General features: G+C 53.2%; 1 protein-coding gene. It reads left to right on the forward strand.

Features of this window, described 5'->3' with window-relative positions; all coding sequences use genetic code 11:
• The coding region (locus tag FPE01S_RS26060; protein WP_052956161.1) for a beta strand repeat-containing protein at positions 1–5920 on the forward strand (5920 nt) is incomplete at both ends.

The raw sequence follows: 5920 nt of genomic DNA on the forward strand, positions 1-5920 counted from the left end.
CTATCTCTTCCAGTGTAACACCGGTATTCAATGCCATTGGTCCCCTGTGTTTAAACAGTCCCGCGCCAACACTTCCTGCGAGCTCCAATAACGGCATCAACGGTACCTGGAGCCCGGCTGCAGTGAACACCAGTGTGATCGGCACCACTACATACACCTTTACTCCGGACGCCGCAAGCTGCGGTGTTCCTACGACTATCGACATCACGATCACGGACCTCGTTACACCAACTTTTGATCCGATCGGTGCGATTTGTCAAAACGGAGTAGCACCTGCCTTGCCGGCTACTTCACTCAACGGGGTAAACGGTAGCTGGAGTCCAGCGGTGATCAATACTGCTACTATTGGAACCTCTACTTATACCTTTACCCCGGCAGCAGGAGAGTGCGCGGCACCGGTTAGCATCGACATCACCATTTCTTCCAGTGTAACACCGGTGTTCACTGCCATTGGTCCACTGTGTCTGAATAGCCCAGCGCCGACGCTACCAGGCAGCTCCAACAACGGCATCAATGGCACCTGGAGCCCGGCTACCATCAGCACTGCTACTGTTGGCACAACAACCTACACCTTCACACCTGACGCAGCAAGCTGCGGTGTGCCAACAACAATCGACATCACGATCACTGACCTCGTTACACCAACTTTTGATCCAATCGGTGCGATCTGTCAGAATGCTGTTGCACCTGCCTTACCATCTATTTCACTCAATGGCATCAACGGTACATGGTCTCCAGCCGTGATCAACACCAGTGTAATCGGAACGTCGACCTACACCTTCACCCCGGCAGCAGGAGAGTGTGCAGCTCCGGTCAGCATCGGCATCGCCATCTCTTCCAGTGTAACACCAGTGTTCACTGCTATTGGCCCACTGTGTTTGAACAGTGTAGCGCCAACGCTAACAGGCAGCTCCAACAACGGCATCAATGGCACCTGGAGTCCGGCTACTATCAACACTGCTACTGTTGGCACAACAACCTACACCTTCACACCGGATGCAGCAAGTTGCGGTGTAACAACAACAATCGACATCACGATCAGCGACCTCATCACACCAACATTTGATCCGATCGGTGCGATATGCCAGAATGCAACAGCACCTGCCTTGTCGTCAACTTCACTCAATGGTGTAAATGGCAGCTGGAGCCCGGCGGTAATCAATACAGCAACAATCGGCACAACCACTTATACCTTTACCCCGGCAGCAGGAGAGTGTGCGGCTCCGGTCAGTATCGATGTTACCATCTCCACCAGTGTTACTCCGATATTCAATGCCATTGGGCCATTGTGTTTGAATAGCCCGGCGCCGGTGCTTCCCGGAACATCCAACAACAGCATCAATGGCACATGGAACCCGGCTACTGTGAACACCAGCGTGATCGGCACGACAACCTATACCTTTACGCCGGATGCAACTGGTTGTGGTGTGCCGACAACCATCGATATTACCATCACTGATCAAGTCACACCAATATTTGATCCGATTGCAGCATTCTGTGCGGGAGTTACTGCGCCATTGCTGCCAGCGGCTTCACTGAACGGCATTACCGGTACCTGGTCGCCAGCTGTAGTGAATAACACCACTTCCGGCACCTATATCTTTACCCCTGACGCAGGGCAATGCGCGGTACCGGTAAGCATCGACATTACCGTAACACCTGCCGTTGCCCCAACATTCGATCCGATTGCTGCGCTCTGCCTGAACAGCACTGCTCCCGCACTGCCAGCTACTTCACTCAACGGTATCAATGGAACCTGGTTACCAGCCGTGATCAACACCAGTGTGATTGGTACTTCGACCTATACCTTTACTCCGGCAGCAGGAGCGTGCGCGGCCCCGGTTAGCATCGATGTCACCATCACTGACCAGATCACACCGACCTTCACTGCTATACCAGCATTCTGTGCGGGCACTCCGGCTCCATTGTTACCTGCTACTTCGATCAATGGCATCACTGGTTCATGGGTGCCGGCTGTCGTAAACAATACCACGTCCGGATCTTACACCTTCCTACCAGATGCCGGCCAGTGTGCTGCGCCAGTTAGCATTGACATCACCGTAACACCGGCAGTAGCACCTGCTTTCGATGCAATCGGAGCACTTTGCCAGAACAGTGCGGCGCCTGGATTACCCTCTACGTCAACCAACGGCATCAATGGTACCTGGTCACCAGCCGTGATCAATACCAGTGTGATCGGAACCACTACTTACAACTTCACCCCGGCAGCAGGAGAGTGCGCAACGCCGGTTAGCATCGATGTAACCATATCTACCAGTGTAACACCGGTATTCAATGCCATCGGACCATTATGTTTGAATAGTCCGGCTCCTGTGCTTCCCGGAACATCCAACAACGGCATTAACGGAACCTGGAGTCCGGCTATAGTGGTCACCAATACTATCGGTACAACCACATACACCTTCACGCCGGATGCTGCTGGTTGTGGTGTGCCAACAACCATCGACATCACCATCGCTGATCAGATCACACCAACATTCGATCCGATTGCTGCATTCTGTACGGGAGCTACTGCGCCAGTGCTGCCAGCGGCTTCACTCAACGGCATTACCGGTACATGGTCACCAGCAGTGGTAAACAATACCGCTTCTGGTACTTATACCTTTACCCCTGATGCCGGACAGTGTGCGGCTCCGGTAAGCATTGACATTACCGTAACACCGACCGTAACACCAACCTTTGCAGCAATACCAACCTTCTGTGCCGGTACAACTGCACCGGTATTGCCGGTTAGTTCACTCAATGGTATCACCGGTACCTGGATCCCTGCCATCGTCAGCAATACTATATCCGGAACCTATTCCTTCATTCCGGATGCAGGCCAGTGTGCTGAGCCCATAACTATCGATATCACGGTAACACCAGTTATTACACCAACATTTGACCCGATCGCTGCACTCTGCCTGAACGGTACAGCACCCGCTCTGCCAGTTATTTCTCTCAATGGAATCAATGGTACATGGAGCCCTGCCGTGATCAATACCAGTGTGACCGGAAATACTACTTACACTTTCACACCGGCAGCAGGATCGTGTGCAGCTCCGATCAGCATCGATGTCACCATCACCGACCAGATCACCCCGACCTTTACCGCAATCCCGGCATTTTGTGCAGGCGGTGTAGCTCCTGTTTTACCAACTGCTTCTCTGAACGGAATAACAGGAACTTGGGCTCCTGCTACTGTGAGCAACACCACAACCGGATCTTACACCTTTACACCAGATGCCGGCCAGTGTGCTGCCCCGGTAACCATCGACATCACCGTAACTCCTGCAGTAACACCTGCCTTCGATGCGGTAGGAGCACTTTGTCAGAATAGTGTGGCGCCGGCGCTGCCAGCTACATCCAACAACGGAATCAATGGTACCTGGTCACCAGCTGTGATCAATACCAGTGTGATCGGAACTACTACCTACACTTTCACTCCGGCAGCAGGAGAGTGTGCGACGCCAGTCAGCATTGATGTGACCATTGCTACCAGTGTAACGCCGGTTTTCAATGCGATCGGACCACTTTGTCTGAACAGCCCTGCACCAACGCTGCCGGCAACATCCAACAACGGCATCAATGGTACCTGGAGTCCGGCTATAGTGGCCACCAATGTGATCGGCACCACAACTTATACCTTCACGCCGGATGCTGCCGGTTGTGGTGTACCAACAACCATCGACATCACTATCACTGATCAGATCACACCTGCCTTTGATCCGATTGCTGCATTCTGTGCGGGAGCAACAGCACCAGTGCTGCCTGTGGCTTCACTCAACGGCATTACTGGTACATGGTCACCGGCTCTAGTGAATAATACAACATCCGGCACCTATACTTTTACCCCTGACGCCGGACAGTGTGCGGTACCGGTAAACATCGACATTAATGTAACACCGGCCGTCACTCCAACTTTTGCAGCAATACCAACATTCTGTGAAGGCTCTGCTGCGCCAGTGCTGCCAGCAGCTTCACTCAACGGCATTACCGGTACATGGTCACCGGCGCTAGTGAATAATACAACATCCGGCACCTATACCTTTACTCCGGATGCTGGTCAATGCGCTGCACCGGTGAGCATTGACATTACCGTATCACCTGCCGTTGCCCCGACGTTCGATCCGATTGCTGCGCTCTGTCTGAACAGCGCTGCACCCGCGCTGCCAGCCGCTTCACTCAACGGTGTCGGCGGCACCTGGAGCCCAGCCGTGATCAATACCAGTGTGATCGGAACGGCTACTTACACTTTCACTCCGGCAGCAGGAGAGTGCGCAACACCTGTTACCATCGATGTAACCATAACAGACCAGCTCACGCCAACATTCACTGCTATACCAGCATTCTGTGCAGGCAGCATTGCTCCTGTATTACCAATTGCTTCCCTGAACGGAATAACTGGAACATGGGTACCCGCTTTCGTGAACAATACCACATCCGGATCTTACACCTTCATACCGGACGCCGGTCAGTGTGCTGCGCCAGTTAGCATCGATATCACCGTAACACCGGCAGTAGCACCTGCTTTCGATGCAATCGGAGCACTTTGCCAGAACAGTGCGGCACCGGCATTGCCGTCCACTTCAACTAATGGTATTAATGGTACCTGGTCACCAGCTGCGATCAACACCAGTGTGATTGGTACCACAACCTACACCTTCACGCCGGCAGCAGGCGAATGTGCGACACCTGTTAGTATCGATGTCACCATCGCCACCAGCGTGACACCGATATTCAATGCTATCGGACCACTCTGTTTAAATAGTCCGGCGCCTGCGCTTCCCGGAACATCTAACAACAGCATCAGTGGTACCTGGAGCCCGACTATAGTCAACACCAGTGTGATCGGTACCACAACATATACCTTCACGCCGGAGGCTACTGGTTGTGGTGTGCCAACAACCATCGACATCACCATCACTGATCAGATCGCACCAACCTTTGATCCGATTGCTGCCTTCTGTGCGGGAGCTACTGCACCAGTGCTGCCAGCGGCCTCACTGAATGGCATAACCGGTACATGGTCGCCAGCAGTGGTAAGCAATTCTGCTTCTGGTACTTACACCTTTACCCCTGACGCCGGCCAGTGTGCTGCTCCGGTTAGCATAGACATTACCGTAACACCGGCTATTACTCCAACCTTTGCTGCAATACCAGCCTTCTGTGCCGGTACAACTGCACCGGTATTGCCGGTTGGTTCACTCAATGGTATCACCGGTACCTGGATTCCTGCCATCATCAGTAATACAACATCCGGAACCTATTCCTTTATTCCGGATGCCGGCCAGTGTGCCGAACCTGTAACCATCGATATCACGGTAACACCAGCCGTTACCCCAACTTTCGATCCGATCGCAGCACTCTGCCTGAACAGCACAGCACCTGCTCTGCCAGCCACTTCACTAAACGGTATCAATGGCACCTGGTCACCAGCTGTGATCAACACCAGTACAATCGGAACGTCAACCTACACCTTCACCCCGGCTGCAGGAGAATGTGCTACGCCGGTGAGTATCGATGTAACCATCGCCGACCAGATCACACCAACCTTCACTGCTATACCAGCGTTCTGTGCCAGTACAACTTCTCCAATACTGCCAGTCTCCTCACTCAACGGCATCACCGGCACCTGGGCTCCTGCTACTGTGAGCAACACCACATCCGGATCTTACACCTTTACACCAGATGCCGGCCAGTGTGCTGCCCCGGTAACCATCGACATCACCGTAACTCCTGCAGTAACACCTGCTTTCGATGCGATCGGAGCAATTTGTCAGAATAGTGTTGCACCGGCGCTGCCAGCTACATCCAACAACGGAATCAATGGTACCTGGTCACCAGCTGCGATCAATACCAGTGTGATCGGAACAACAACTTACACCTTCACCCCGGCAGCAGGAGAATGTGCTACGCT

The sequence above is a fragment of the Flavihumibacter petaseus NBRC 106054 genome, from assembly GCF_000974785.1.
Classification (GTDB): domain Bacteria; phylum Bacteroidota; class Bacteroidia; order Chitinophagales; family Chitinophagaceae; genus Flavihumibacter; species Flavihumibacter petaseus.